A 24,129-nucleotide genomic window follows, 5' to 3' on the forward strand; every position below is an offset into this window, starting at 1 on the left:
GTGGAAAACGGGTGAGCGGGTCCGGGCAGTTCGATTGTGCTTTCATGCCAGTCGTCGCCCGGCCCGGGAGAACTGCAAAAGACCGGGTGGAGAATTGCCATGTCACTCAAGAAATCGATGTCGGTTCCACAGGGCGTCGTCCTCGCCATATGCACCATCATCGGCTCCGGATTGCTTGGCCTTCCCGGCCTGGCAATAGAGGCAGGCGGAGGCGCGGCAGCCGCATTGGCCTGGCCGCTGACCATGCTGATCTCTCTTCCGCTCGTCGTCATCTTTCTCAGCCTCTCATTGCGCGTCCAGAGTTCCGGCGGTGTTGCCCGCTATGCAGCGATGGCGCTGGGCGACTGGGCGGAAACGGCCGTTTCCCTTATATTTTCGATAACCTTCATGCTGTGTATTCCGATTGGGACATACATGGGGTGCATCTATCTGCAGAAGATATTCGGACTGCCGGAAAGCTCGGTCATCTGGTTGGCGATCGGCGTTCTCTCCGTCTCGACCGTGGTGAACTTCTTTGGTTTGCGACCCGCATCCTGGATCAACATCGCATCAGCGCTTTCGCTCGTATTGCTCGTCCTGCTCATTGTCATCAGCCAGCCTGATTTGCTGGCAAAAGGAACGACAGCCTATCGGCACTACGCGCTGTCTCTCCCCGATGTCCCAATCTCCTCGCTCTGGACTGCCGCCGCTGTGCTTTTCTGGGCGTTTCTGGGATGGGAGAACTTGAGTTTCGGGACGGAAGAAGTGTCCGGCGGCACGAAAGCGATCAAGACGATCTTTGCGGTCGGGTTTGTTCTGGTGACGGCAATCTATGCGGCTCTTGCTGTCGTTGCTACAGGGGCCGAAGCATCGGGATTGAACATCCACGGCGTTGCCGGGCTTCTGGGATTGCTGGATGGAAGCCCGCTTGCAATTGTCGCCTATCCACTCATCGTTCTTGTGGTGCTGGCCAATGTGAACGCCTGGGTATTTGCCGCCAGTCGTCTGATCTATTCCGCGGGGCGCGCCCATATCTTGCCGTCATTTCTGGGTCATCTCGCAGAAAATGGTATGCCGAGACGCTCGCTCGCGTTCATGCTGGTGGCCTATATATGCATCTGTACAGCGCTTCACCTCGGTCTGTTCTCCATCACAGATGGATTGATGCTGGCAAACCAGAACTTCATCGTCATCTATCTGGCTGTCATCCTCTGCTATGTTCGGCTCAATCGCAGCTTGGTCGCAAGGTTGATCGCTCTGCTTGCCGTCGCTTCGAGCCTTTTCCTGGTTGCTGGCTTCGGTTGGACATTGCTGGTCCCGCTCGCGCTGATCCTTGCGGGCCATCAGTTGGAACAGCGTCGGCGGCTGCGACCTGCCGCGCTCGCAAGCTGATCCAACAGGCGTCTTTCCTCCCGGACCAGCAGCCTGCTGCTCCATGAACTGGAGTGGCAGGCTGCTGAGCGGAGAGCAAGACGTGATCGAGCGTGTCTCGTTACGATTATTTGAGCTTGGACGTGCACTTCGAAAATCTCTGTTGATTCAGATCAAGGCTCTCTTCTCCCGATAATGTGATTTCTCCCAAGCGAAGGGGTTCGTCGGTCCAACCGGTGCGGATCCTGCAATTGACGTCTCTGGGGGATGTTCCGATGAACAATACCATACCCGTCGTGGCGCTGACCCTGGGGGCCTTCGTGGCCCTCCTGGGGGCTGGCTTTGCTAACGACAGTCTTTTCGCCGCGCATATGTGGGTGCTCTTTTTCACCCTGACGGCATTCACAATCATTCTGCTTCGGCGGGTCAACTTCGCTCCCGTTAAGAAGGTGGCGCAGGCTTCCGATCATTCCGGCTACTTCGATGAAGTGGTGAAATACGGTGCGATCGCCACGACCTTCTGGGGTGTCGTCGGCTTTCTGGTCGGCGTGGTCGTTGCCTTGCAACTGGCATTCCCCGATCTCAACTTCGGACCTTGGTTCAACTTCGGGCGCATGCGTCCGTTGCACACATCTGCCGTCATCTTTGCCTTTGGTGGTAATGCGCTGCTGTGCACCTCGTTCTACGTGGTCCAGCGAACATCGCGTGCACGCTTGTTCGGTGGTGATGGTTTGGGTTGGTTCGTCTTCTGGGGCTATCAACTCTTCATCGTCATGGCCGCTACTGGTTATCTGCTCGGCATCACACAGGGCCGCGAATATGCAGAACCTGAATGGTATGTCGATCTTTGGCTGACGGTTGTCTGGGTCGCCTATCTGGTCGCTTTCCTCGGCACGATCCTGATGCGCAAGGAGCCGCATATCTATGTGGCAAACTGGTTCTACCTTGCCTTCATCGTCACGATCGCGCTCCTGCATGTCGTCAACAATCTGGCGATCCCCGTCTCGTTCCTGGGTGTAAAGAGCTACTCGGTTTTCTCCGGTGTTCAGGATGCGCTGACGCAGTGGTGGTACGGCCATAATGCCGTGGGCTTCTTCCTGACAGCAGGCTTCCTGGGCATGATGTACTACTTCGTGCCGAAGCAGGCCGGTCGTCCGGTCTATTCCTACCGCCTGTCGATCATCCACTTCTGGGCTCTGATCTTCATGTACATCTGGGCCGGCCCACACCATCTGCACTACACCGCACTGCCGGATTGGGCGCAAACGCTGGGAATGGTCTTCTCGATCATGCTGTGGATGCCATCATGGGGCGGCATGATCAACGGTCTGATGACGCTGTCCGGCGCTTGGGACAAGATCCGCACGGACCCGATCATCCGCATGATGGTCATCGCGATTGCCTTCTATGGCATGTCGACCTTCGAAGGCCCGATGATGTCCATCAAGGCCGTCAACTCGCTCAGCCACTATACGGAATGGACCATCGGTCACGTTCACTCGGGCGCCCTTGGCTGGGTCGGTATGATTTCCTTCGGCGCCGTCTACTTCCTCGTGCCGAAGCTGTGGAACCGTAACCGCCTCTACAGTCTGGCCATGGTCAACTGGCACTTCTGGCTGGCCACCCTCGGCATCGTTGTCTACGCCGCCGTGATGTGGGTTGCCGGTGTGCAGCAGGGCCTGATGTGGCGCGAATACGATAATCAGGGCTTCCTGGTCTATTCCTTCGCGGAAACCGTGGCCGCCATGTTCCCCTACTATGTGCTGCGTGCCGTTGGTGGCCTCATGTATCTGGCTGGTTCGCTGATCATGGCCTTCAATATCACCATGACCATCCTGGGTTACGAGCGGCGTGAAAACGTACCGGGTGCTATCCCGGCCGCCCTCCAGCCTGCCGAATAAGGAGTGGATCCCATGTCCATTATGGAGAAACACCAGTTTATCGAGCGCAATGCGACCCTGCTTCTGGTCGGCTCGCTTCTCGTCGTCTCGATTGGCGGTATCGTTGAAATCGCACCGCTCTTCTATCTGCAGAACACGATCGAGAAGGTGGAGGGAATGCGTCCCTACTCGCCGCTCGAACTGGCGGGACGCAATATCTACATCCGGGAAGGTTGCTATGTCTGTCACAGCCAGATGATCCGTCCCTTCCGCGATGAGGTCGAGCGCTATGGCCATTACTCGCTTGCTGCGGAAAGCATGTATGATCACCCCTTCCAGTGGGGCTCCAAGCGAACCGGTCCGGATCTTGCACGCGTCGGTGATCGTTATTCCAACGAATGGCACGTCCAGCACCTCACCCGTCCGCGCGATGTTGTGCCGGAATCGGTCATGCCCGGCTATGCCTTCCTGAAGGAAACCCCGCTGAAGGTGACGGATGTCACGATGGATCTAAAGGCCAACAGCCTGGTCGGTGTGCCCTACAGTGCGGAAATGCTGGAGAACGCCAAGGCAGACCTTGCAGCGCAGGCTGATCCGAACGCCGATACGGCGGGTCTTCTGGCTCGCTATCCAAAAGCCAAGGTTGGCGATTTCGACGGCAACCCGGCTCAGCTTACCGAAATGGATGCTCTGGTTGCCTATCTCCAGATGCTCGGCACGTTGGTCGATTTCACGACCTATGACGACGCCACTGGTTATCGTTGAGGAGGGCTGATCCATGGAAGTCTACACGGCAATGCGCCACTTCGCCGATAGCTGGGGTCTCCTGGCGATGGCTCTGTTTTTTGTCGGCTCGGTCCTGTTCGTTCTGCGCCCAGGCGCAAAGCGCTCGGCTCAAGACGCCGCAAGCATCCCTCTGAAGGAGGATTGATCATGGCAGACAAACATATCGATGAGATCAGCGGCGTCGAAACCACCGGCCATGAGTGGGACGGCATCCGCGAGCTGAACAATCCGTTGCCACGCTGGTGGCTCTGGTTCTTCTACGGCACGATTGTCTGGGCTATCGTCTACATGATCCTGTATCCGGCCTGGCCTTTGCTCACCAGCGCGACGCCGGGAATATGGGGCTATTCCAGCCGGGCCGAAGTTGCAGCTGAAATCGTCGCTGCGAAAGAGGCGCAGGGCGAAATGCTGCAGAAGATCGCAGACTCGTCCGTGCAGGAGATTTTGGCAGATCCCCAGCTGGCCAAATTTGCAACATCCGCAGGTGCCGCGGCCTTCAAGGTCAACTGCGTCCAGTGCCATGGCTCGGGTGCGGCCGGTGGAGCTGGCTATCCGAACCTCAACGATGACGACTGGCTGTGGGGTGGAAACATCGAGCAGATCCATCAGACGATCTCGCACGGCATCCGCTTCCAGGATGATGCCGAAACCCGTACATCGGAAATGCCGGCCTTTGGCGATATTCTGAAGCCGGATGAGATCAAGCAGGTGGCGGCTTATGTCGTGAGCCTGACCGAAAAACCGCACAATGCCGCACTCGTTGAACGCGGCAAGCAGCTGTTCGCAGACAATTGCGCTTCCTGCCACGGCCAGGATGCCAAGGGTAACCGCGAATTCGGAGCCCCGAACCTTGCCGATGCCATCTGGCTGAAGGTCAGGGGTGAGGAGCAGATCATCGCCCAGATTCGCCAGCCCAAACATGGCGTCATGCCAGCCTGGACGGCGCGCCTCGGCGATACGACTGTGAAGGAACTGGCAGTCTACATTCATTCGCTCGGTGGCGGCGAGTAACGATCTCCCGGACGAAACCTGAGTTTAACACCCGTCCTGAATTAAGAGCCGTCTCTTCGACAAGAGGCGGCTTCTTTCGTTTTGCCGAACGGGCTTTGGTGTCCATAGCGGTGCGACATCGCGGCGCGGCGGATCCATTCTTGACCTATATCAAGGTATGCTGTCGCATCCGGTGCGAAAAGGCTGGGAGATCATACTGGATCCTTGCCATGAACCTTTACACAGCCCCATCCACCAAAGACCGGAAGAAGACAGAGGACGAGAAGCGCCCCGCTGCGCCGCCGCCTCACGAGCCGCTCTACGAAGCCCAAAAGAAGATTTTTCCCAAGGAAATCAAAGGTCGCTTCCGGCGCTTCAAATGGCTGGTCATGCTGATCACGTTGGGGATCTATTATCTGACGCCCTGGATCCGGTGGGACAGAGGGCCCTTCGCCCCTGATCAGGCGGTGCTGGTGGATCTGGCCAATCGTCGCTTCTATTTCTTCATGATCGAGATCTGGCCGCAGGAGTTTTTCTTCGTTGCCGGTCTGCTGGTCATGGCAGGCTTTGGCCTTTTTCTCGTGACGTCTGCGGTCGGTCGCGCCTGGTGCGGCTATGCCTGTCCGCAAACGGTGTGGGTCGATCTCTTTCTGGCTGTCGAACGCTTTGTCGAAGGCGACCGGAACGCACGCATGAAACTGGATGCGTCACCCTGGAGCGCGCAAAAGCTGGCCAAGCGCACTGTCAAGCATGCGGCATGGCTTCTCATTGCCATTGCAACAGGCGGCGCCTGGATCTTCTATTTCGCCGATGCACCTTCGCTGGCCTTTGATTTCGTCACCGGCCATGCAGCTTTCGTCGCTTATTCCACAGTCGCGATCCTTACAGCCACGACCTATGTGCTGGGCGGGCTGATGCGCGAGCAGGTCTGCATCTACATGTGTCCCTGGCCCCGCATCCAGGGGGCCATGCTGGATGATAATTCGCTGGTCGTGACCTATAATGACTGGCGGGGCGAGCCGCGCGGCAAGAGCGCGAAGAAGGCGGTCGCGGAAGAGCGAGCCGTTGGCGATTGCGTCGATTGCAACGCCTGCGTCGCCGTCTGTCCCATGGGTATCGATATTCGCGATGGCCAGCAATTCGAATGTATCACCTGCGCTCTGTGCATCGATGCCTGCGACAACGTGATGGACAAGCTCGGACGTGAACGTGGTTTGATCGCCTATGCCACATTGAATGAATATCAGTCCAACATGGCGCTGGCGACTGATGGCGGGCGCTCGAGCATCGATCCGAACCGTGTACGCAAGTCCGACGGAAGCTTTGTCGATCAGATCCGGCACTTCGACTGGAAGATCCTGCTTCGTCTTCGCACGCTTCTCTATATGGGGGTCTGGAGTGCGGTAGGACTTGCCCTGCTGGTCGCCTTGCTCAGCCGCGATCGGCTGGAGATCAACGTCCTCCATGACCGCAACCCCCAATTTGTTCTCGAATCGGACGGTTCGATCCGCAACGGCTACACGGTGCGCCTCCTGAATATGATCCCAGAGCGCCGCACGGTATTTCTGTCGCTACAGGGATTGCCGGGCGCGGAAATGAAGATCCCCGAAATCTCGACCGATTATGCGGACCGCGTCTTCGCCATTCCGCTGGATCCGGACAAGGCAACGCCACTCAAGGTCTTCGTCACTTTGCCCAAGAAGGCGATCTTTGATCCGAGAGAAGGCTTCAACTTCGTCCTGGAAGACCGCGCCAGCGGCGAGACGGATATTTACCACGCAAACTTCAACACCCCGGGAGCCAGCAAATGACAACGCGCGATGCAGGCAGCTTCACCTTTACAGGCTGGCATATGCTGGGAGTGATCGGACTCTTTTTCGGTACGATCATATCGGTGAACTTCTACATGGCCTATCAGGCCGTCCATTCATGGAGCGGGCTCGTCGTCGAAAACACCTATGTCGCGAGCCAGCAGTTCAACGCGAAGGTCAATGAAGCAAAACAGCTGAATGCGTCAGGCATAACAGATGTACTCTCTGTCACACCCTCGAAGATCGAGATCCTGATCACCGATGCCAAAGGCCAGCCGGTCTTTGCAGATGAGGTCTTTGCGATCTTCAAGAGGCCCGTGGGCGACCATCAGGATTTCAGAGAGACACTTCAGCCATTGGGCAGAGGTGTATACGCTGTGGAACGAACCGTACAGGCGGGCCACTGGATCGTTGATATCAGTGCCCTGAAAGATGGAAGCCGCATCCTCCACCATTCGCAGCGGATTGCCGTCATGGGAGAGGCAAGATGAGCTGCTGCGCGCCCGGTACCGAGGCCGCGCTTGAACTGGCTGGCGCCTCACACACATTTCCCTCTTCCGAAGAACTGAGGCTGGCAAGCCGGGATGTCGGCGATGGCTTCCGTCAACTGGATCTCAGCGTTCCGGGCGTCCACTGCGGTGCCTGCATCACAGCGGTAGAACAGGCCTTGCGTGACGTTCCAGGCGTTCGCAGGGCGCGCGTCAATCTTTCAACGCGGCGGGTTTCGATTGTCTGGACTGCGACCGCCGAAGTAGCCGGGCAAGAAACGGATCCGCGATCCTTCCCGGCGGCCATCTGGAAGCGAACCGGTTACGAATCTCACCTCTTCTCCGCAGAGCTCGAGGGAGACGATGAGATCAGGTCCCAGCTTCTCCGCGGTGTTGCAGTCACAGGCTTTGCCGCGGCCAACATCATGTTGCTTTCCGTCTCTGTCTGGTCTGGAGCAGAGGCGGCGACGCGTGATCTGTTTCACTGGATCTCGGCCTTCATCGCAGCACCCGCGCTGATCTACGGGGGACGCTTCTTCTATCAGTCAGCCTGGGCTGCGCTCCGGCACGGACGCACGAACATGGACGTGCCGATCGCGCTGGCAATATCCTTGTCCTATGCTGTCTCCCTGTGGGAAACGATCAATCATGGCGAACATGCATGGTTTGACGCAACCGCCTCGCTCCTGTTTTTTCTGCTGATCGGCCGCACTCTCGATCATATCATGCGTGATCGTGCCCGCTCCGCCATCGTCGGCCTTGCACGTCTGTCTCCGCGGGGCGCCATGGTCATTCAGCAGGACGGCTCGCGTGAATATCGTCCGCTTGATGAAGTGAAGCCGGGCGATCGCATCGCAATCTCTGCCGGTGATCGATTGCCAGTCGACGGGATTATCAAACAGGGCAGCAGCGATGTCGACCGCTCCATCGTCAACGGCGAGTCTGATCCGTGCCCGGTTGGCCCCGGTGCCAGCGTCCAGGCGGGCACCATGAACTTGACAGGCGCTCTCGTGATCGAGGCGACGGCGTCAGCGCGCCAATCGTTCTTGTCCGAGATCATCGGGCTCATGGAAGCAGCTGAAGGTGGCAAGGCACATTACCGGCGCATTGCCGATCGTGCTGCCCAGATCTATGCCCCTTGCGTGCATGTTCTGGCGCTTGCAACCTTTCTGGGCTGGGGCATTTTCGGTGGTGACTGGAAACAGGCGCTGCTGATCGCCATTGCCGTTCTGATCATCACCTGCCCCTGTGCGCTCGGCCTTGCTGTGCCTGTGGTTCAGGTGGTCGCGGCCGGACGTCTTTTCAAACACGGGATCATGGTGAAGGACGGTTCGGCAATGGAGCGTCTCGCCGAGGTCGAAACGATTGTCTTCGACAAGACGGGAACACTGACCCTGGGCAAGCCACGCCTCGTTTCGAGTCGAGGAAAACCCGCACACGTGGCAATGGCAGCATCGCTGGCCGTCCATTCGCGACATCCCCTCTCGCAAGCGATCCACGCTAGTCATGTTGGGCCTGTTCTGGCTTTTGACGGTGTCGAGGAACTGGCGGGGCAGGGGATCCAAGCAGAAACGCCGGACGGGACCTACCGACTGGGCCGTCGTACATTTGCCTCGCCTGCCTCTCCCGAGATTGACACAGGAGGATTCTCAGAGGTTGTCCTGTCGCTGGAAGGACAGGAACTCGCGACATTCCTGTTTGAGGATATGCTTCGTTCCAATGCGCGCGAGGCAATCGAGGCTCTGAAGCAGCACGATCACGAACTGATGCTTTTGTCCGGTGATCGGGAAAGCGCTGTGGCTCGGGTGGCCGATCATCTGGACATTGACGCCTGGCGGGCTGAACTGACGCCGCGTGACAAGTGCGAAACCCTCGCAGAACTCACACAAACCGGCACAAAAACGCTGATGGTCGGTGACGGCATCAACGATGCGCCAGCTCTCAGGACAGCCTACGTGTCAATGGCACCTGCAACCGCAGCTGACGTTGGAAGGCAAGCCGCCGACTTCGTTTTCATGCACGAGGGGCTGGATGCGGTACCGACGGCGATCAGCATCTCGAAGCAAGCCGGTCGCCTCATTCGAGAAAACTTCGCCTTGGCAATTGGCTATAACGTCATTGCCGTTCCGATCGCCATTGCCGGTTATGCAACACCGCTTATTGCCTCGATAGCAATGTCCACATCATCGCTGATCGTTGTGGCTAATGCTCTGCGTCTCAATGGAATCGTCAGATCACGGGCTAATTCGGCTCCTCGGCAGGCTGTGATGACGACGAGCCAAACCAGAGAGGTGCATGCAGCATGAACATGCTGATTTATCTTATCCCGGTCGCTCTGGCTTTGGGTGGATTGGGTCTTGCAGCGTTCCTCTGGTCGCTGAAGAGCGGCCAGTATGATGATCTGGATGGCGCGGCCTGGCGGGTGCTGGAAGACGACGACGGGCCGAAATCCTGATTTTCGAACCATTCAGGCGGCGTTGCGTGACTTTGCCGCCTGTTGGGTGCGTGCAACACGCCGCATGACATCCTCGGCATAGAGGCGAGCGTTTTCACGTGCCTTGTCCAGATTGCTGACCCGACCAAGATCCATGGTGTGAAGTGTGCCGCCGCAATCGAAGACGTCGCGGAAAGCCGACCGCTCGATGATCGGAACGTTGAGAACGTCAACATTCTTCTGGGCCAGCAGCCCTTTGACGGCCAGGAGTGCACGCGTCGTTACCATCGAATTGACCCGGGTGAGGATCACGGAATGGGGCACCTTCAGTCCGAGCTTGTCATCGAGGTATTGCAGCAACTCAAGAACATGTGCGCCGCCCTGCGCATCCATCGCACACCCTTGGATTGGTATCAGCACATGATCGGAAAGCCCGATTGCCTTGGCAAGAAGCGGGCTGCGTGCACCGGGAAGATCGATCAGAACATAGTCCGATTTCTTCCGGGCTTCCTGCAGATGGCGGTCGATCGAGGATTGCGTGACATAGGGGATGACATTGAGGCGGGCGATGGGCTGCGATAGATCGTACCAGCGCGACATCCAGTACTGCGGATCGGCATCCAGAACCGTCACCCGGTGGCCCATCTGTGCCAGTTCTGTTGCGAGCAAAAGTACGGCGGTTGTCTTACCGGCGCCGCCCTTGGTGTTGGCAAAGGTGATAACGGACATGGTCTATCCTGATCAATGAAATCATGAGGCTGCATCGCTCGGCTGCTGCACGCTCATCGTGTGATTGCATTGTCGGTCTTCATGGTTAATCAACGGTATATGAACAACTAAAACAATTGCGGTTTGATCCAGTCCGTGCAGCCAGATTTCACCGGCGCCGGTCTGCTGCCATGATCTCCTGTGCGATCTGTTGAAGCGACACGATACGGTCAACGCCGCCGCGCGCGATAGCTTCCTTTGGCATGCCGAATACGACGGATGATGCCTCGTCCTGGGCGAGCGTAAAGGCACCCGCTTGATGCATTTCCTCCATTCCCCGGGCACCATCGTCTCCCATGCCGGTCATGATCACGCCCATGGCATTGGCGCCGGCGGCGCGGGCGGCGGAGCGAAACAGAACATCGACGGATGGTCGGTGGCGGCTGACAAGCGGACCGGTACGTACAGAAACATGGTAACGTGCGCCACGACGCTCAAGCAGCATGTGCTTGTCGCCGGGTGCAATCAGTACATGACCCCGCAGAACCGGATCGCCATCCTCTGCTTCCTTCACCTCGACTTCGCATAAACCGTTGAGGCGCTTAGCGAAAGCCGCGGTAAATTTCTCTGGCATATGCTGCACGATGATGATGCCGGGCGCGTTGGCAGGTAAGGTTTCCAGCATTTCGCGCAGCGCCTCCGTGCCGCCGGTGGAGGCACCGACGCACACGACCATCTCGGTCGTTTTTGCCATCGCCCCCCCGGTGGGCGGTGGAAGGATTGCATCGGCAGTCAGCTTTTCCTGGACCGGGCTGGGAGCCTCGCTCCGGAAACGCTTCAGTTTGTTCATCCGGGCCCGGGCGGCGCCCTTGACGGCGGTTCGGACGCGCTCGGCGCTTTCGGCAAGTTGATCGGCTGCGCCGATCTTTGGTTTCAGGATGATGTCGACTGCGCCTGCCTCCAGAGCCTGCATCAGGGTCTCCGAGCCCTGTTCGGTCAGCGAGGAGCACATGACCACCGGGATCGGATGCTGGGACATCAGCTTGCGCAGGAAGGTGATCCCGTCCATCTGCGGCATCTCCACATCAAGCGTGATGACATCCGGGATCTCATCTCGGATTTTTCGTGCTGCCATGAACGGATCGGTAGCCGCACCGATCACCTCGATTTCATCATCTTCGGACAGGATCTTGGTGAGTGTCTGCCGGATGCTGGCGGAGTCGTCGACGATCAGAACTCGGATCTTTTTCTTCATCAGTCAGATTCGCTTGAAGATGGTGTTCGCGACCTGCTTGATCGGCAGATCGAGCCCTGTGGCGGATTCGGAGTGGCCGATAAAAAGATAACCCCCTGGAATTAAGCAATCGCAAAGGTTGGAGAGGACGTGCTTTTGCGTAGACTTGTCGAAATAGATCAGCACATTCCGGCAGAAGATGATGTGCTGCAAATCCCGGACGGGATAGGCTTCATCCATCAGGTTCAAACGTCCAAAGCCAACCTTGCGACGGAGCGATACGTCGATCCGGACTTCTCCTCTGTCCCGGTCGACATGATCCAGCACGTATTTCCGTCGAAGATGATGGGGTACGGGATCAACCATGCCCACCGGATAGATCGCTTTCCGGGCTGTCTCCAGCACTTCCGTGGAAAGATCGGTGGCGATGATCTGGTAATCCAGGTTCGGGTCACGTGATCCGAGTGCTTCGGAAAGCACCATGGCCAGCGTATACGGCTCGGCACCGATCGAGCAGGCAGCACTCCAGACCCTCAGCTTTCCCGGAACATCTCTCAAGAGATCCGGCAGGGCCGTGTCGATGAGATACTCGAAATGCTTTGGCTCACGAAAGAAGTCAGTCTTGTTGGTCGTCACCGCGTCGATGAGGAAGATTGCTTCTCTTTCCAGCCCGTTATGGTCGAAGAGAAAATCGCAATAGTCGTCGAACGTGGCGATATTGCACACGCGCAGGCGCTTTCGAAGCCGGCCCTCCAGCATGGTCGCCTTGGTAACGGGCATCTTGATGCCGCTATATTTGTAGATGAACTTCGCCAGACGATCGAAATTCCGCCTGCTTAAACGGTCATCCGGAGACTGGGAAACCTGCCTGGCTGCTAAGCTCACGTAAGAACTCCGTTACGCTACGTGCTGCATGCGCGTGGCAGTCGCCAGTGCGCTGCCGCTATCGGAGAACAACCGGGCAAGATCGATGATGACAACGAAGCCGCCATTGCGGCGCACGACGCCGGAAATATAGTCGGAGCGCCACTGAATCCCGATATCAGGCGCTTCTTCGATCTGATCTCGCAGGAATGGCACGACTTCGTAAACACGGTCCGCGACCAGCCCGAGGGCGAGAACGCGATTCTCGACGGGAACATCCAGAACCAGGATACGTGTATGGGACGTCTTGACGGTTGGTGTCATCCCGAGCCGAACGCGAAGGTCGATGACGGGCACACCCTGACCTCGCACGTCCCGGAGCCCCAGAAGATAGTCAGGGCCATGGGGGATTTTGAACGCATCCTCGTGATCAAGGATTTCTCGGACGACTTCAACAGGCACGGCGAAGATTTCTTCGCCGAGACTGAAGGTTACGAACTGCGCTTCGGTTTTCTGCGCCATATCAGGCAATCCTCTGAAAGTCGTGATCCTCGTCATCGGGTCCACCCATGTCGAGCGCGAAGCCCTTCACGCGGGATTGTTGGCCCGCCACGCTGTTGTCCGATGAGCGAGCCGACGAGGCAGTCTTGGTGGCCGGACGCTTGGCTGATGGCTTCGGCTTTGCTGCCTGCTGCGGCGCGACGACCGGTCGAGAACCACCGGAGCGTTCGACCCGGAAGAAGGCGATGGACGCCTGTAATTCCTCGGCCTGTGCGGCGAGTTCTTCCGAGGTCGCCGACATCTCTTCCGATGCCCCGGCATTTTGTTGAATGACCTTGTCGAGTTGCTGGATCGCTTCGTTGATCTGGCTTGCACCAATATCTTGTTCGCGGCAGGCGGCTGAGATTTCTGCAACAAGTTCCGCTGTCTTCTGGATATCTGGCACGAGCCGGTTCAGCATCTCACCTGCTTCCGTCGCAACCTGGACAGTGGCGCCAGAGAGGGCGGAGATTTCGGCGGCTGCAGCCTGCGAGCGTTCTGCGAGCTTGCGTACTTCGGAGGCGACGACGGCAAAGCCCTTGCCATGCTCCCCGGCACGCGCAGCCTCGACCGCGGCATTGAGGGCAAGCAGATCCGTCTGCCGTGCGATTTCCTGTACGATGGAAATTTTCTCGGCAATCGTGCGCATCGCGAGGACCGCCTTGTTCACGGCCTGGCCGGACGCTTCAGCATCGCGCGAAGACTGGCGGGCAATCTTCTCCGTCTGAGCCGCATTGTCGGCATTCTGCTTGATGTTGGCGGCCATCTCTTCCATTGAGGCAGAGGCCTGCTCGGCAGCGGAGGCCTGCTCGGTCGCGCCCTGGCTCAATTGTTCCGAACCAGCCGATAGTTCCTGACTGCCGCTGGACACGTTGTCTGATGCAGACAGTGCATCGCCCACGATTGTGCGAAGGCGCTCCACCATCTTCTCCAACGAGATTCCCAGAGTGTCCTCGTCGGACTTGCGGCGCACATCGGTCGTCAGATCGCCTTCTGCAATGTCCTGGGCAATCGCTGCCGTTCTATGCAGATAGCCCACCATACGCTCCATGGCGATGCCGAGCGTGTCTTTGTCGGACAGCCGTTTCACGGTAACACTGATGTCACCTTCGGCGATCTGATCGGCAATGGAGGCTGTCTGACGCAGATTCGCAGTCATCTGGTTGACGGTGTCGATGACGTCCTTGACTTCATCATTGGTCTTGACCTGGATCTGCTGGTTCAGGTCTCCAACAGCGACCGCGCTGGCCGCAGATTGTATTGCAGCCAGCCCGCCTCGAATTCCGCGAAGAATGACGAACGCGGTTACGGAACCAACGAGCAGGGCGATGATAAGTCCGGATGTTACGATTGTGAGAGCGAGCGTCTTGCTTTCGATTGCATGCTCTTCCGCCTGCTGCATCTGACTGCGGTTGGTCGCGAGCCGACCTTGCAGCAGGGTTTCGATTTGCGACATGAGGGGAGAACTCTGACCTTGCATTAGAGCGAGGGCAGCCTGGCGATCACCGGCCCGAATATGCGCCCGAATCTGGTCATCGATCCTGCCGATGTCCCCCGCCAGTTTTACGATGTCCGCATAGGCCTTCTTGCCGGCCTCGGTTTCCGCAGCATCGGCCGCCCACTGGGCTGATTCGATGAGTGCTTTACGACTTGCGTCACTTTCTGCGATCAAGGGAGACGTTTCCGCTGCCGTCTGAGCTTCGATCAGGCTCAATTGCGCACGCGCGATCTGAGCCTGATCTTTTGACATGGTCAGGGCATTGGCCTGACGCGCCACCGGCCCCTGGAGGACGTGATGGAGTGTCTTTGCGGAGTCATCAAGGGCGTAGAGACCATATCCGCCCGTGATCAACATCAAACCCAATAGAAAGGCAAATGTAGCCGTCAGTTTTGTCTTGATAGTCAGGCGCATCACACTGAATCCCCGTGAGCGAAGAAAGCTTAAACGACCCGGTTCCCCAGAACGGGCGAGATGTAGGTTTGGAAGTCAGAGCGCCTAGGCGCTCTGACGAAAGTGTGCGTCTTCATCATCGGGTCCGCCCATATCCAGCGCGAACCCTTTGACGCGGGACTGCTGACCAGCCACGCTGTTGTCAGGGCGACGTTGCGGCGCGGCTTTGGAGGGGGCACGTTTTGTCTTGGCACTCGCCGACGATACGGGAGCTGTCCGGTGCCCACCGGAAGCCTCGACCCGGAAGAAGGCGATGGAGGCCTGTAATTCCTCGGCCTGTGCGGCGAGTTCTTCCGAGGTCGCCGACATCTCTTCCGATGCCCCTGCGTTCTGCTGTGTCACCTTGTCCAACTGCTGGATCGCGTCGTTGATCTGGCTTGCACCGATATCCTGTTCACGGCAAGCGGCAGAGATTTCGGAAACAAGTTCCGCCGTCTTCTGGATGTCTGGTACCAGCCGGTTCAACATCTCGCCTGCTTCCGTCGCAACCTGCACGGTGTCACCGGAGAGGGCGGAGATTTCAGCCGCCGCAGCCTGCGAGCGTTCTGCGAGCTTGCGTACTTCGGAGGCGACGACAGCAAAGCCCTTGCCATGTTCCCCGGCACGCGCAGCCTCGACGGCAGCGTTCAGGGCAAGCAGGTCTGTCTGTCGGGCGATTTCCTGAACGATGGAGATCTTTTCCGCAATCGTGCGCATCGCACCGACCGCCTTGTTTACGGCCTGGCCGGACGCTTCTGCATCGCGCGAGGACTGGCGGGCGATCTTTTCCGTCTGGGCCGCATTGTCGGCATTCTGCTTGATGTTGGCGGCCATCTCTTCCATTGAGGCGGAGGCCTGCTCGGCAGCAGAAGCCTGCTCAGTCGCGCCCTGGCTCAGCTGTTCCGAGCTGGCAGAAAGTTCCTGGCTACCGCTGGAGACGTTATCGGAGGCAGAGAGCGCGTCGCCCACGACGCTCCGGAGGCGCTCGATCATCGTATTCACGTAGCCGAGAAGATCGCCGATCTCATCGCGGGTCGTCACATTTGCAAGCTTAGTCAGATCACCGTCTGCTACGTTCTGCACTGCGTTGACGGCGTTCCGAAGACCGCTGTTGATGGACATCGCGATCCAGACAGCAGCAATGACAGCGATCAGGAGAGCCGCACCAGCGACGCCGAGGAGAATGAGGCGGGTCTGGGCATAGTCCGCACCAGCTTGCACCTTCGCATCCTTCAGACGGCTCGTCTCCAGTTCGACGACTTCGGTCAGAAGCTTGTCGATTTCGTTGACGGTTGCGCGGTTTTCATTGAGGGAAATCTTCAGGGCTGTCTGCGTGTCACCCGCCAGCACCAGCGTGCGGATCTGGTCGTCCTGCTTGCGATATTCCGTTTCAAGCGCGCTCAATTTATTCCAGAGAACTTTTCCCTGTTCTGTCGCGAGAAGCAGAACGGCCTGGAAGTTCTGGTCGAATTCCTTGCGGTAGCCATCACGAATTGTCGTGGCTGTTTCGATAGCCTTGGCATCCGTCACAAGAAGCATGTTCTTCTGCTGGCGCAGTTGTTGCAGCTGAGCATTATTCATGTTCTGCGCGAGGTTGAGGCGGGCTGCCGGACCTTCAACCACGGTCTGGAGTGTTGAGTTCAGTTCTCCAAGACTCGATACGCCGAGAACGGCAACCGAAACGAGCATTGTGATGACAAAGCCGAATGCAATGCCCAGTTTGAGTTTGATTGTGGCGCGCATTGTATTGTTTCCCTATCGCCTCAGGCCTGGGTCGGTGATCCGCCGATGCGTTCACGCTGAGCCGAGAATATGGTGTGAAGGTTCGGTATGATGATGAATTCCCCGCCGCGTCTGACGAGGCAGTCGATGAAATCAGGACGCCAGCGCATGCCGACGCTCGGAGGCGGTTCACCCGCGGATTTCATCAAGGTGGTGACTTCATTCACCTTATCCGTACGGATGCCGACCAAGGTCGGCTCCCCTTCTATATCCAGCTGGATGACGATGATCCGGCTGTCGATCGTTGTGCGTGTGGCCTCCATGCCGAAGGCCAGACGAATGTCTGCAAGCGGAATGACCTTTCCGCGAAAGTTGATGACGCTCGCAACGAAGGCCTTGGCGCCAGGCACACTGGTTTCTGGTACAAGATCGAGTATTTCCTGAACCTTGATCGCTTCCAGGGCGAACATTTCGCCAGCGATATCGAAGGTCAGAACCTCCAGTTCTTCTGCATTTCCCCAGAGGCTTTCGGGAAGTTTTCGTGCCGGTTCGCTCATCCTGCTGCGCGCAATTGCGCCTCCTGATGCTGCCCCGCCGCGACCAGATGGCCGACGTCGAGGATAAGGGCGACCCCGCCATCGCCAAGGATGGTTGCACCGGAGAAGGTCGCGACGTCATGGTGCAGTTTGGACATGCTTTTGATCACGGTCTGGTGGTCGCCGATGATCTGGTCCACCACGAGACCGACACGTTCCGAGCCGGTCGAGATCACCACGACCTTCTGGAAGGGATCTGGCGTCGTGTTCGTATGGAAGAGATCCCGCAGGCGGATGAAGGGAACCAGGCTGTCGCGCAGCGAGATGAAGCTGCGTCCGCGAGAACGCATGTCCTCTTCCGGCGAAAGTTCCAGGCATTCCTCCACGGCGGAGAGCGGTATCACGTAGCGACCGGCGCCAACCCGCACCAATAGCCCATCGATGATTGCAAGCGTCAGCGGAATGGCGAGCGAGATTTCCGATCCGGTGCCGTTGTGGCTCATCACGTCGATCGAGCCACGCAGAGCGTCAATCGTCCGCTTGACCACGTCCATGCCGACACCACGGCCGGACAGGTTTGTCACCTGCTGTGCTGTCGAGAAGCCCGGTTGGAAGATGAGCTGTAGAAGATCCTGATCTGCCAAGACCGCGTTGGGAGCGATGATCCCGGACGCTTCCGCCTTGGCTCGCACACGCTCGCGATTGATGCCGCGCCCATCATCCTTGATGGTGATGATGACTTCGCCCGCCGCCTGGCGCGCGGAGAGGTAAATGTGACCGACAGGGTCCTTTCCGGCGGCTCTGCGTTCTTCCGGCGTTTCCAGCCCATGGTCGCAGGAGTTTCGAACAAGATGAACCAGAGGGTCCGCGAGACGTTCGACGACGCTCTTGTCCACCTCGGTCGTCTCGCCTTCGGTGATCAGTTCAATGGTCTTGCCGGTCTCGATGGCAAGATCATGGACCAGACGGCGGAAGCGGCTGAAGAGATGCGCAACCGGAACCATGCGCAGGACCATCATCGTGTCACGCAATTCGCCGGAAAGCCGCTCGACGTCCTCCGACACGGCGCGCAGTTGCAGGTCGCCGCTGGAGCCAGCCAACTGGCTAAGGCGAGACTGTGCAATAACCAGTTCGCCGACCCGGTCCATCAACTCGTCAAGTCGCTCCGCCGGGACACGCACGTTCTCGTTCGATTTTGCCTGCTTCGCGTCCTGTTGCTGCGGAGCAGATTTCGCAGGCACCGCACTGTCCTGACGGGCAGGGGCGCTGGCGATCTCGATTTCCTTGGTCTGTGGTGGCTGTGCCTGTTCGATCGGCGCAGCGATAGTCTTCCGACGCTCGCCTACAATTTCGAGGCTGAGCTGCATTTCATCCATGACGAAAATGAAGACGTCGTCGATAGCAGAGCGTGGCTGTGTGGTTTTCAGATCGACAGTCCAGGAGAGGTAGAGATCGCGCGGGTTCAGATCGTCGAGCGACGGGATTTCCTGTTTGTCGACTTCGATAGTGCACTCTCCGAGCTCACGAAGCTCATCAAGCAAGGGAAGCGGATTTGTGCCATTCACCATCGCATTGCGAGGCAGGCTGAAGTGAAGCCTGTAATGGGTCAGGTCGGGGCCGGCCGCAGGCTTGGCGATCGCCTGCATGTCAGGATTGCCAGCATGCTCAACGGCCAGCCTCAGCGCGGATAGAAGATGTTCGCTTGCCGCGTCGTGATCCCCGGCAGGAACCTCTATGAGCGCGCGCATGTGGTCGGTGGCATTGAGGACGGCACTGACCAGGTCGTGCGTGGCCGGAACAACACCCTTGCGAACCTGATCGAAGGCGCTTTCGCAGTGATGGGTGAAGGCCGCCAGCGCCTCGAACCCGAACATGGCGCCGGATCCCTTCAGCGTGTGCAGCCCACGGAAGACGGCGTCGACCTGGTCCTTGTTGGCCAGGTCATGATTGAGATCCAGCAGACCGGTTTCGATCTGCTCAAGCAATTCCGCAGCTTCCGTACGGAAAACCGCTATTGGATCGGGAAAACTCATCTGCCGAGAACCTTCTTGACAATCTTGACCAGGCTTTCCGGGTCAAAGGGCTTGGTCAGCCAGCCTGTCGCACCGGCGGCCTTGGCTTGGCTCTTCAGTTCGTTGTCGGATTCAGTCGTGAGAAAAATGACCGGGACCCCCATATAGGCAGGGAGCTTGCGAAGCTCGCGGATCATGGTCAGGCCATCCATCTGCGGCATGTTCAGGTCTGTCACGATCAGATCGAATTGACCGCTTCGCATTTTGCTTAATCCATCCATACCGTCCACGGCTTCCGTGATGGCATAGCCCGCATTGGTGAGCGCAACGCGTGTGGTAAGGCGGATACTGGCAGAATCGTCAACAGTCAGAATCTTGGCGGTCATTACTTAACTCCATCATGCAGCCAGAAGTTGGAATCTTCCGGAGATATGTTTTGCAGGAAACCGCCTCGCTCAAGCACGTCACGCACATGACCTGACGCCGGCTTCAGCAGTGTGAGCTTCTTGCCGGAGGTCGAGGCATAGATGCGCGCCGACTCTATAAGTTGGATGAGGGTGAGATCTACAGGCTGGTCATCAGTTATATCTATAGCAACCACAGATTTCTGGGTTAGTGCTAATAGAAGCTCATCGCAATGGTTAGATATGGTGCGAAGCGTAGGGCTTTCGTCCCAGGAAAGGACCGCCACAGTCTCATTGCTGCTCATCGCGAATTAACCTGTCGCTAAACGGTGATTCAACTTTGGGTAATGTGGTGCCGGATGCTTAACAAGTTACTAATGGTCGAGCATCACTTCTTGCCTAGTAATTTCCGGTGCCTTCAGAATTGCGCACTTCAGCGTCAGGAAAATTAACCAAGCTGCAGAAATCGTGAGTCCTATTGGCAAGTCTTTAACGCCCGGCAGGTCAACTAATTCACGCACAAGTCGAGTAAAGCGATTCGAAACTCGATGCGGAGTGCTGGAACGGGGCAATTCTGCCTAAAACCGGAGATTGACGGCGTGGTAATGGCAGCAACCAGAAAAGAGATGAGCTTTCCGCGCGATGCCTCATCTTATGCGGATCGGCTGGAGGAAGCGCGTACGCGCATCGAGCAACGCTTTCTGGACGGTGGCGCTGTACTTCTGTCTATTCTCGATATCTTGAACAAGATGATCTCTTCTCTCGATGCCCTGACCGGCTCGCTGGACGAAGGAACTGCCAACGCCACGATGGGCGAACTGAAAGCCACCGTTGCCAGGCTTTCCAGCCTCACGGAAGGCGAGGCGAAGCGGCAGATCGGATTTCGAGAAATTGCCGAGGCAGAACGCTCTTTGCGTCCTCACATCAGCCGGATGCAGGAAACACTGCGTTATCTTCGAACCTTTGCCGTAACAGCCAAGATCACAGGGGCCGGTATCCCGGATTTCGCAGGATTTGCGGAAGAGATCCTCGAACGCATCCAGGAAGGCAGCGAGCAGGTCAATGGCCTGTCGCAAAAGCTCGGCGAACTCGGATCAGGACTTGGTCCTGTCATGAGCAAGGGCTCCGCGACACTGGACCGATATAGCCAGACGATTCCGACGATCGTGTTTGGCCTGGGGCGCGGCATCGATCAGATCAGCGCGCACCGCTTTGAGCTCAACCAGCGTGCCGAGCAGGTAAAGGGTATTGCAAGGGGCATCCAGAACAAGTTGGCTTCCACCCTTTCCGCCATGCAGGTGGGTGATATCACTCGCCAACGTGTCGAACACTGCCAGACCTCATTCTCGATACTGGAGGATTATCTTCTATCCGCGGAAGCGGCATCGCTGAGCCGTGACGATCATGAGGCGCTCAGAGCCATCGTTCGCCAACTCGTCGCTGCACAATTGCATCAGACGCGCCAGGATTTTGAGCGCGATACGGCGAGAATCGTCGAGACAATCGCGAGCTTCCGTCATGAACTTGGCCAGATCACGACAATCCAGCGTGAAATGGTCGGCGAGGGTGACGAGCCCTCGAACGGATCGTTACGCGATCTCGAAACCGGCATTGGACAGGCGCGTTCAGCCGTTACCGAAATCGAGGCGGTCGCTGACGAGGCTTCTCGGATGACGAGGCGCACCCTGGCGACAGTGGAAGTTCTCCTGAAAGACATCGGAATCGTTCGTGTCGTTCGCGGCGACATCCACTACATGGCCCTCAATACGAACCTGCGTTGCGGCAAGATTGGCGAGGAAGGCAAGGCCATCAACGTTGTCACGGCGGAATTGCGCATCTTCGCAGGTCATCTGGATGAAGCGGCTGAGCAGATCCTCGAGCAATTGAAGGTGCTTGAAGGAGCGGCAAAAGGCCTTTTGACCGATACGCCAGAAGATGCTCCACAGGATTGCCTTGATGATCGTCTGCGGCGCGCGCTGGAAAGCATCCGCTCGGTCGGCCAGGCCATGGAGGGTGATCTTTCCAATTTGGCGAAGGAAGGCGCTTCCGGGGTTGCTGAAATGAATGCCGCTCTTCAGCGACTGGATTTTCGTGCGGATCTGGGTGAAATCCTCCATCGGTGCGAAGAGGAACTGCATACCAGTTCCCACCAGTCCGTCGATGTCACGCGCCTTCAGCCTGCACTCGATGTCATTGGTCCCAGGATCAACCGGATCTACACAATGGCGGCCGAGCGAGAGCTTCACGCTGCCATCCTTGGAACCGCTGTCCCGGAGCAGGCACCGCTTACCGTCCTCTCGGATGATGATCTCGATGCCGCTCTGTTTTGACCTGAAAGTCAGTCATCGACGTGATCGTGACCGCCGTTGCGACCGGGGCGCCAGTAACCTTCTGATGCGATCCGATCCCGGCTGAAGCCACGTTCGATGAGATAATGGCGCTGGGCCCGCACATTGCTGGTCTCGCCGATGATGAGAGCCTGCCCATGTCCGTCAGGCAGCGCAAGCGTGCTCAACCGATCGATCATCACGGAGCTCGGACCTGCCTTGCCGCGTGCGATCCACTCGATCGTGACCTCGCCTTGCGTCTCGAAATCCTGTTTCCAGCTATCATCCTCGATCTCGATGAAAGCAATCGCTCGTGCGCCGGTCGGCAATGTCTCGAGAATGTGCAGGATGCCGGGAATGCAGGTTTCATCGCCAGTCAGCAGGTGCCAATCGGCGTCCGGCCTGCAAACCACCCGTCCGCGCGGACCCTTTACCTCGACCTGATCGCCCGGCTTTACGCTTCGGGCAAAGTTGGGACCGACGGAATTGCCGTGCAGAACGAAGTCCACAGAGAGGGTGCTGGCATCCCGGTCAACTGCGCGCACGGTATAGTGCCGGCGTCCATGGCCGCCTGCTGGATCATTCAAGAAAAAGACGATGTCCTGTCCAGGTTTGTACTCGAAACGGTCTATGTTTTCGACGCTGAACACAATACGCCGCATCTTTGGCGTCACGTCGAAGCTTTCAAGCACGGTGAGTGTCCAGGAGGGCAAATTGGGGCCTCGACGAGGCGTCTCTGTCACAGGGGCTGAAACTTGATCCATGGCAAATTCCTGAAAATTGAGAAGCAATCTGCCTCCCTGAATAACGGTCAATTCCTGTATTTAAAAGTCATGTTTTATTACGGTTATGTCATGATACCTGCAAAATGAAATCGGGCCCATCAAGGGCCCGATTTCGTGTCTGAACTCAAGTCAGTGCTTCGGCACCATGTGCCTGTTCACGTCGATTGTAGCGGATGGACGACCAGAGCGAGAGACCGATCAGACCTGCGCCGCCGAGACCGGTAATGACCTCCGGGATATGATACAGCGTCTGTACATACATGATGACCGAGAGGATCAGGATGGCATAGAATGCGCCGTGCTCCAGGTAGCGATACTCTGCAAGCGTGCCCTTCTCCACCAGCATGATGGTCATCGAGCGCACATACATGGCGCCGATACCGAGGCCGATGGCGATGATGAACAGGTTCTGCGTCAGGGCGAAAGCTCCGATCACGCCATCGAAGGAGAAGCTGGCATCGAGCACTTCGAGATAGATGAAGGCTCCGAGGCCACCTTTGGCCGCTTCGCTCATTGTCTTTTGGGACGCATCAAGAACGCCGCCCAGCACTTCCACCAGAAGGAAGGTCAAGAGGCCGTAGACTGCTGCATGCACGAAGGTCGAGGCGTCCGCTTCCGGCAGCAATTGCGAGAACAGCATGATCAGCAGCAGGACGAAGGCGATCTCGACGCCCTTGATCGTCGCGAAACGTGCAACACGGCTTTCGAGAAACTCCACCCAGTGCACATCCTTCTCATGGTTGAAGAAGAAGGTGAGGCCGACCATCATCAGGAAGGTACCGCCGAACGCGGCGATCGGCAGATGCGCCTCGTGCATGATACGTGAATATTCTTCCGGGCGCGATGCCGCCAGAACGATGGCATCAATGGGTCCAATGCCTGCTGCGATCACGACGATCAGCAGTGGGAATACGATACGCATGCCGAAGACGGCAATCAGGATGCCCCATGTCAGGAAGCGCTGCTGCCACACGGGCGTCATGTCTTTGAGCTTGTTCGCATTGACGATGGCGTTATCGAATGACAGGGAAATCTCCAGCACGGCCAGGACCGCACAGATAAAGAAGACCGTGAGGGTTCCGCTCACGGTTCCCGTCGACTGCCAGCCGAGAACGCCACCCAGCACAAGTCCGACAAAGGTGACGATGAATGCCCACCGGAAATAACCGAGGGTGGAGGATGAGGAACTGCTCATGGCTGCACCTCCCGGCTACTGGAGAAGGAGGGCATGCAAGATGTTGCGGGCACGCGCAGGGCGTCACCCGTCGAACGGATTGGATAGTAGGTCATGTTTGTTATCCGCCGGCTATGCTGCAGGCGGTACCGAC

At 57.8% G+C, this 24,129-nt stretch carries 22 protein-coding genes; 10 read left to right on the forward strand and 12 right to left on the reverse strand.

Annotated elements, in window-relative coordinates; genetic code table 11:
* The first annotated feature begins 99 nt into the window (after positions 1 to 99).
* The 9 genes from ASD54_RS12465 (at position 100) to ccoS (ending at position 9,760) form a co-directional block, all read left to right on the forward strand.
* The gene (locus tag ASD54_RS12465) at positions 100 to 1,371 is read left to right on the forward strand and encodes an APC family permease (RefSeq protein WP_062554940.1); all 1,272 of its coding nucleotides are present in this window, start codon (positions 100 to 102) and stop codon (positions 1,369 to 1,371) included.
* A 254-nt stretch (positions 1,372 to 1,625) separates the two neighbouring features.
* On the forward strand, positions 1,626 to 3,251 hold the full coding sequence (ccoN, locus tag ASD54_RS12470; protein ID WP_062554941.1) for a cytochrome-c oxidase, cbb3-type subunit I: 1,626 nt from the start codon (positions 1,626 to 1,628) through the stop codon (positions 3,249 to 3,251).
* A 12-nt stretch (positions 3,252 to 3,263) separates the two neighbouring features.
* Positions 3,264 to 3,995: a cytochrome-c oxidase, cbb3-type subunit II gene (gene ccoO, locus ASD54_RS12475; protein WP_062554942.1), complete on the forward strand. Its 732-nt coding sequence runs from the start codon at positions 3,264 to 3,266 to the stop codon at positions 3,993 to 3,995.
* Between the two features lie 13 nt (positions 3,996 to 4,008).
* Complete coding sequence (locus tag ASD54_RS12480) at positions 4,009 to 4,161, forward strand: CcoQ/FixQ family Cbb3-type cytochrome c oxidase assembly chaperone (protein ID WP_062554943.1); 153 nt, start codon at positions 4,009 to 4,011, stop codon at positions 4,159 to 4,161.
* 2 nt (positions 4,162 to 4,163) lie between these two features.
* Positions 4,164 to 5,027 (forward strand): cytochrome-c oxidase, cbb3-type subunit III, encoded by an 864-nt coding sequence (gene ccoP / locus ASD54_RS12485; RefSeq protein WP_062554944.1) that lies wholly within the window; start codon positions 4,164 to 4,166, stop codon positions 5,025 to 5,027.
* 209 nt (positions 5,028 to 5,236) lie between these two features.
* The gene (ccoG, locus tag ASD54_RS12490; RefSeq protein ID WP_062554945.1) at positions 5,237 to 6,817 is read left to right on the forward strand and encodes a cytochrome c oxidase accessory protein CcoG; all 1,581 of its coding nucleotides are present in this window, start codon (positions 5,237 to 5,239) and stop codon (positions 6,815 to 6,817) included.
* Entirely contained in the window at positions 6,814 to 7,308 is a 495-nt protein-coding gene (locus ASD54_RS12495) for a FixH family protein (protein ID WP_062554946.1), read from the forward strand. Before ccoG ends, ASD54_RS12495 begins: the two co-directional genes overlap by 4 nt.
* The gene (locus ASD54_RS12500; RefSeq protein WP_082547201.1) at positions 7,305 to 9,611 is read left to right on the forward strand and encodes a cation-translocating P-type ATPase; all 2,307 of its coding nucleotides are present in this window, start codon (positions 7,305 to 7,307) and stop codon (positions 9,609 to 9,611) included. Before ASD54_RS12495 ends, ASD54_RS12500 begins: the two co-directional genes overlap by 4 nt.
* Positions 9,608 to 9,760: a cbb3-type cytochrome oxidase assembly protein CcoS gene (ccoS, locus tag ASD54_RS12505; RefSeq protein WP_062554947.1), complete on the forward strand. Its 153-nt coding sequence runs from the start codon at positions 9,608 to 9,610 to the stop codon at positions 9,758 to 9,760. Before ASD54_RS12500 ends, ccoS begins: the two co-directional genes overlap by 4 nt.
* A 12-nt stretch (positions 9,761 to 9,772) precedes the next feature.
* Here the strand turns inward: ccoS and ASD54_RS12510 are convergent, their stop codons facing one another.
* The 10 genes from ASD54_RS12510 to ASD54_RS12555 all read right to left on the reverse strand — a co-directional run bounded on the left by ASD54_RS12510 (position 9,773) and on the right by ASD54_RS12555 (position 19,994).
* The gene (locus ASD54_RS12510; RefSeq protein ID WP_062554948.1) at positions 9,773 to 10,468 is read right to left on the reverse strand and encodes a ParA family protein; all 696 of its coding nucleotides are present in this window, start codon (positions 10,466 to 10,468) and stop codon (positions 9,773 to 9,775) included.
* Positions 10,469 to 10,616: 148 nt separating this feature from the next.
* Positions 10,617 to 11,702: a chemotaxis response regulator protein-glutamate methylesterase gene (locus tag ASD54_RS12515; RefSeq protein ID WP_062554949.1), complete on the reverse strand. Its 1,086-nt coding sequence runs from the start codon at positions 11,700 to 11,702 to the stop codon at positions 10,617 to 10,619.
* Between the two features lie 3 nt (positions 11,703 to 11,705).
* Complete coding sequence (locus ASD54_RS12520; protein WP_062554950.1) at positions 11,706 to 12,566, reverse strand: protein-glutamate O-methyltransferase CheR; 861 nt, start codon at positions 12,564 to 12,566, stop codon at positions 11,706 to 11,708.
* A gap of 12 nt (positions 12,567 to 12,578) precedes the next feature.
* Positions 12,579 to 13,067: a chemotaxis protein CheW gene (locus ASD54_RS12525; protein ID WP_062554951.1), complete on the reverse strand. Its 489-nt coding sequence runs from the start codon at positions 13,065 to 13,067 to the stop codon at positions 12,579 to 12,581.
* 1 nt (position 13,068) lies between these two features.
* The gene (locus ASD54_RS12530; protein ID WP_062554952.1) at positions 13,069 to 14,997 is read right to left on the reverse strand and encodes a methyl-accepting chemotaxis protein; all 1,929 of its coding nucleotides are present in this window, start codon (positions 14,995 to 14,997) and stop codon (positions 13,069 to 13,071) included.
* Between the two features lie 84 nt (positions 14,998 to 15,081).
* Positions 15,082 to 16,758: a methyl-accepting chemotaxis protein gene (locus tag ASD54_RS12535; protein WP_062554953.1), complete on the reverse strand. Its 1,677-nt coding sequence runs from the start codon at positions 16,756 to 16,758 to the stop codon at positions 15,082 to 15,084.
* A gap of 20 nt (positions 16,759 to 16,778) precedes the next feature.
* Positions 16,779 to 17,294, reverse strand: coding sequence for a chemotaxis protein CheW (locus tag ASD54_RS12540; RefSeq protein ID WP_062554954.1), 516 nt, complete (start codon positions 17,292 to 17,294; stop codon positions 16,779 to 16,781).
* Positions 17,291 to 19,306 carry a chemotaxis protein CheA gene (locus ASD54_RS12545; RefSeq protein WP_062554955.1) on the reverse strand — a complete coding sequence of 672 codons (2,016 nt, stop codon included), beginning with the start codon at positions 19,304 to 19,306 and terminating at the stop codon, positions 17,291 to 17,293. The genes ASD54_RS12540 and ASD54_RS12545 overlap by 4 nt, the downstream gene beginning before the upstream one ends.
* Positions 19,303 to 19,671, reverse strand: coding sequence for a response regulator (locus tag ASD54_RS12550; RefSeq protein WP_062554956.1), 369 nt, complete (start codon positions 19,669 to 19,671; stop codon positions 19,303 to 19,305). The genes ASD54_RS12545 and ASD54_RS12550 overlap by 4 nt, the downstream gene beginning before the upstream one ends.
* A complete protein-coding gene (locus ASD54_RS12555; RefSeq protein WP_062554957.1) occupies positions 19,671 to 19,994 on the reverse strand; it encodes an STAS domain-containing protein in 324 nt (107 codons plus the stop codon). The genes ASD54_RS12550 and ASD54_RS12555 overlap by 1 nt, the downstream gene beginning before the upstream one ends.
* Before the next feature lie 300 nt (positions 19,995 to 20,294).
* On the opposite strand from ASD54_RS12555, the gene ASD54_RS12560 reads away from it, so the two are divergent.
* A complete protein-coding gene (locus tag ASD54_RS12560; RefSeq protein ID WP_062554958.1) occupies positions 20,295 to 22,019 on the forward strand; it encodes a hypothetical protein in 1,725 nt (574 codons plus the stop codon).
* 8 nt (positions 22,020 to 22,027) lie between these two features.
* On the opposite strand, the gene ASD54_RS12565 is transcribed toward ASD54_RS12560, so the two are convergent.
* Both ASD54_RS12565 and ASD54_RS12570 read right to left on the reverse strand, forming a co-directional pair.
* Entirely contained in the window at positions 22,028 to 22,780 is a 753-nt protein-coding gene (locus ASD54_RS12565) for a siderophore-interacting protein (RefSeq protein WP_062555445.1), read from the reverse strand.
* A 145-nt stretch (positions 22,781 to 22,925) separates the two neighbouring features.
* Positions 22,926 to 23,996: a DUF475 domain-containing protein gene (locus ASD54_RS12570; RefSeq protein WP_062554959.1), complete on the reverse strand. Its 1,071-nt coding sequence runs from the start codon at positions 23,994 to 23,996 to the stop codon at positions 22,926 to 22,928.
* Positions 23,997 to 24,129: the final 133 nt, after the last annotated feature.

Source organism: Rhizobium sp. Root149 (assembly GCF_001427345.1).
Classification (GTDB): Bacteria; Pseudomonadota; Alphaproteobacteria; order Rhizobiales; family Rhizobiaceae; genus Neorhizobium; species Neorhizobium rhizoryzae.

Coding starts and splice junctions, on each gene's coding strand:
- ASD54_RS12510 (WP_062554948.1), bottom strand. CDS start 10,468: ATGTCCGTTATCACCTTTGCCAACACCAAGGGCGGCGCCGGTAAGACA.
- ccoN (WP_062554941.1), top strand. CDS start 1,626: ATGAACAATACCATACCCGTCGTGGCGCTGACCCTGGGGGCCTTCGTG.
- ccoP (WP_062554944.1), top strand. CDS start 4,164: ATGGCAGACAAACATATCGATGAGATCAGCGGCGTCGAAACCACCGGC.
- ASD54_RS12480 (WP_062554943.1), top strand. CDS start 4,009: ATGGAAGTCTACACGGCAATGCGCCACTTCGCCGATAGCTGGGGTCTC.
- ccoO (WP_062554942.1), top strand. CDS start 3,264: ATGTCCATTATGGAGAAACACCAGTTTATCGAGCGCAATGCGACCCTG.
- ASD54_RS12555 (WP_062554957.1), bottom strand. CDS start 19,994: ATGAGCAGCAATGAGACTGTGGCGGTCCTTTCCTGGGACGAAAGCCCT.
- ASD54_RS12495 (WP_062554946.1), top strand. CDS start 6,814: ATGACAACGCGCGATGCAGGCAGCTTCACCTTTACAGGCTGGCATATG.
- ASD54_RS12525 (WP_062554951.1), bottom strand. CDS start 13,067: ATGGCGCAGAAAACCGAAGCGCAGTTCGTAACCTTCAGTCTCGGCGAA.
- ASD54_RS12500 (WP_082547201.1), top strand. CDS start 7,305: ATGAGCTGCTGCGCGCCCGGTACCGAGGCCGCGCTTGAACTGGCTGGC.
- ASD54_RS12545 (WP_062554955.1), bottom strand. CDS start 19,306: ATGAGTTTTCCCGATCCAATAGCGGTTTTCCGTACGGAAGCTGCGGAA.
- ASD54_RS12570 (WP_062554959.1), bottom strand. CDS start 23,996: ATGAGCAGTTCCTCATCCTCCACCCTCGGTTATTTCCGGTGGGCATTC.
- ASD54_RS12530 (WP_062554952.1), bottom strand. CDS start 14,997: ATGCGCCTGACTATCAAGACAAAACTGACGGCTACATTTGCCTTTCTA.
- ASD54_RS12550 (WP_062554956.1), bottom strand. CDS start 19,671: ATGACCGCCAAGATTCTGACTGTTGACGATTCTGCCAGTATCCGCCTT.
- ASD54_RS12465 (WP_062554940.1), top strand. CDS start 100: ATGTCACTCAAGAAATCGATGTCGGTTCCACAGGGCGTCGTCCTCGCC.
- ASD54_RS12515 (WP_062554949.1), bottom strand. CDS start 11,702: ATGAAGAAAAAGATCCGAGTTCTGATCGTCGACGACTCCGCCAGCATC.
- ASD54_RS12535 (WP_062554953.1), bottom strand. CDS start 16,758: ATGCGCGCCACAATCAAACTCAAACTGGGCATTGCATTCGGCTTTGTC.
- ccoS (WP_062554947.1), top strand. CDS start 9,608: ATGAACATGCTGATTTATCTTATCCCGGTCGCTCTGGCTTTGGGTGGA.
- ASD54_RS12565 (WP_062555445.1), bottom strand. CDS start 22,780: ATGGATCAAGTTTCAGCCCCTGTGACAGAGACGCCTCGTCGAGGCCCC.
- ASD54_RS12560 (WP_062554958.1), top strand. CDS start 20,295: ATGGCAGCAACCAGAAAAGAGATGAGCTTTCCGCGCGATGCCTCATCT.
- ccoG (WP_062554945.1), top strand. CDS start 5,237: ATGAACCTTTACACAGCCCCATCCACCAAAGACCGGAAGAAGACAGAG.
- ASD54_RS12540 (WP_062554954.1), bottom strand. CDS start 17,294: ATGAGCGAACCGGCACGAAAACTTCCCGAAAGCCTCTGGGGAAATGCA.